Source organism: Reyranella sp. (assembly GCF_050185545.1).
Taxonomy (GTDB): Bacteria; Pseudomonadota; Alphaproteobacteria; order Reyranellales; family Reyranellaceae; genus Reyranella.
This window is the reverse complement of the sequence record NZ_JBFWZI010000185.1, coordinates 1-2,162: the sequence shown is the minus strand read 5'-3', so window position 1 is coordinate 2,162 and position 2,162 is coordinate 1. Positions and strand designations below refer to the sequence as shown.

The window sequence follows — 2,162 nt, the reverse complement described above, 5'->3', positions numbered from 1 at the left end:
TCTCGCCCGCTCATGATTTGAATCATGAGCGGGCGAGACGCCCGCGGTCCGCATGAGCGCCACTGGAGTGGCGCTCCCCGGCCATGAGTTTCATCCATGAAGGTCGGCCAGCAGACCGGTGGTGAATTCCAGTGGCGCGTCGTCTGTGTGATCAACCAAAGACCGCGCCACTTTGGTGGAGTTTACTCCGCCACCAGTGGCGCGCCCCCAGCGAGGCATCTTCGTCCGTGGATTCACCCCATGCGCATCGCCCGCCGTGATCATTACCTCCCGCGAGTTGACATTGCCGCGGGTCCTTCCTAATTCTTAACCGCCAAGTTAAGTAACATCCGCGAGCATCATGCTGAAGATCCTCGGAATCGCCGTGCTGGTTGTCGTGGTCGCGATCGCCGGCGTGCTGATCTACGCCTCGACCAGGCCCGACAGCTTTCGCGTCGAGCGCTCGGTGAGCATCAATGCGCCGGCCGACGGGGTCTATCCGCTGATCGCCGATTTCAGGCGATGGGCCGAGTGGTCGCCCTACGAGAAGAAGGACCCGGCGATGAAGCGCACGTTCGGCAGCATCACCGCCGGCAAGGGCGCGACCTACGCCTGGGACGGCGACAAGAATGTCGGGCAGGGCAGCATGGAGATCCTCGAAGCGTCGCAGCCGTCGAAGGTGGTCATCAAGCTCGATTTCCAGAAGCCATTCGAGGCGCACAACACGGCCGAGTTCACTTTGAAGCCCAAGGGCGACGGGACGGAGGTCACCTGGGCAATCCACGGCCCCAGCCCGCTGATCAGCAAGGTGGTGAGCCTGTTCATGAACATGGACACCATGATCGGCAAGGACTTCGAAGCAGGCCTCGCCAATCTCAAGGCGCTTGCCGAGAAGAAATAGTCGAACACGGAGGGAGTCATGAGCAAGCGGCGTGATGTCCGCGCGAGCCTGCTGTCGCCACGCGTGCTGGCAGCCTTCCTGGCGCTGGTCCTCGTCCCGGCGATCGGCCACGGCCAGTCGGCGTCGTCCGGCCTGCCGCCGGGCGTCTATCCGGCCGAGCAGGACTACAAGCTGGCCCTCGCGGGCACCTATGCGCTCGACCCGGATCATGCCGCAATCATCGCCCGCGTCTCGCACCTCGGCTACTCCTGGAGCATCTTCCGGTTCGATCGGCTGGACGCCACGCTGAAGTGGGATCCCGCCAATCCCAACGGCGCGGCGCTGTCGGCCAAGGTCGAGACCGCGTCGATCACCTCCAACGTCAAGGGCTTCGGCGAACAGCTGGCCGGCGACGATTTCCTGAAGTCGAAGGCCTTTCCCCAGGCGACGTTCGTATCGACCGCCTTCCGGCAGACCGGGCCGCGCGCCGGCAAGGTCGACGGCACCCTGACCCTGCTGGGCCACAGCAGGCCGGTTACCTTCGATGTCGAGCTGGTCGGCGCCGGCAAGGGCCTGACCGGTCAGCCGCGCATCGGCGCAACCGCCCGCGCCGGCATCAATCCTGTCGAGTTCGGCCTGATGCCGCTGCTCGGCCCGTCGATCGATATCGTGGCCGATGTCGAGTTCGTGAGGACGCCATGAACGGCCCAGCGCACGCCCCGAACGTCATCGTGAGGCCGGTCGCCGGCGAGCTCGTCGTCACGCGCGACATCGCGGCGCCGCGGACGCGCGTCTTCGCCGCGTGGACCGACGAGCGGCTGGCGGCGCGCTGGTGGGCGCCGCGCGACTTCACTCCGCTTTCCTGCACCATCGACCTGCGTCCCGGCGGCACCTGGCATCGCCGCATGCGCGCGCCCGACGGGACCGTGATCGTCAAGCACGGGGTCTATCGCGAGATCGTCGCGCCGGAGCGCCTGGTTTTCACCTATATGACCGAGGATGCCGGCGGCGCGATCGATCGCGAGACCCTGGTGACGGTGACCTTCGACGGCCTCGGGGAGCGGACGCGCCTCACCCTGAGGCATACCGCCTTCGCTTCCGACGCGGCCCGCCTCGACCACCAGGTTGGTTGGACCGGCTGCCTCGACAGATGCGCAGCGTTCTTCGAGGCGCGCTGGGACGCGGCATGAGCCTCGGCGGATCGGCGCGAGCCGGGACATGCGTGGCGCCGTGATGACGCGTCGCACGCATCTCTTCACGGCGCCGCGACGTTATGGCGTCAGCAGTTGCCGGAGACGTTATG

3 protein-coding genes are annotated in these 2,162 nt (G+C 66.4%); all 3 read left to right on the top strand.

All coding sequences use genetic code 11. From position 1 onward, the window contains the following. Positions 1-340 precede the first annotated feature (340 nt). From AB7O82_RS31230 to AB7O82_RS31220, 3 genes are read left to right on the top strand one after another with little or no spacing between them, the layout of a single operon-like run. Positions 341-880, top strand: coding sequence for an SRPBCC family protein (locus tag AB7O82_RS31230; protein WP_428621065.1), 540 nt, complete (start codon positions 341-343; stop codon positions 878-880). Positions 881-898: 18 nt separating this feature from the next. Then, complete coding sequence (locus tag AB7O82_RS31225) at positions 899-1,561, top strand: YceI family protein (RefSeq protein ID WP_428621063.1); 663 nt, start codon at positions 899-901, stop codon at positions 1,559-1,561. Next, on the top strand, positions 1,558-2,049 hold the full coding sequence (locus AB7O82_RS31220; protein WP_428621062.1) for an SRPBCC family protein: 492 nt from the start codon (positions 1,558-1,560) through the stop codon (positions 2,047-2,049). Before AB7O82_RS31225 ends, AB7O82_RS31220 begins: the two co-directional genes overlap by 4 nt. Positions 2,050-2,162: the final 113 nt, after the last annotated feature.

Excerpts from the sequence above, each read along its gene's own strand:
- AB7O82_RS31230 (WP_428621065.1), top strand. The coding sequence starts at position 341 with ATGCTGAAGATCCTCGGAATCGCCGTGCTGGTTGTCGTGGTCGCGATC.
- AB7O82_RS31225 (WP_428621063.1), top strand. The coding sequence starts at position 899 with ATGAGCAAGCGGCGTGATGTCCGCGCGAGCCTGCTGTCGCCACGCGTG.
- AB7O82_RS31220 (WP_428621062.1), top strand. The coding sequence starts at position 1,558 with ATGAACGGCCCAGCGCACGCCCCGAACGTCATCGTGAGGCCGGTCGCC.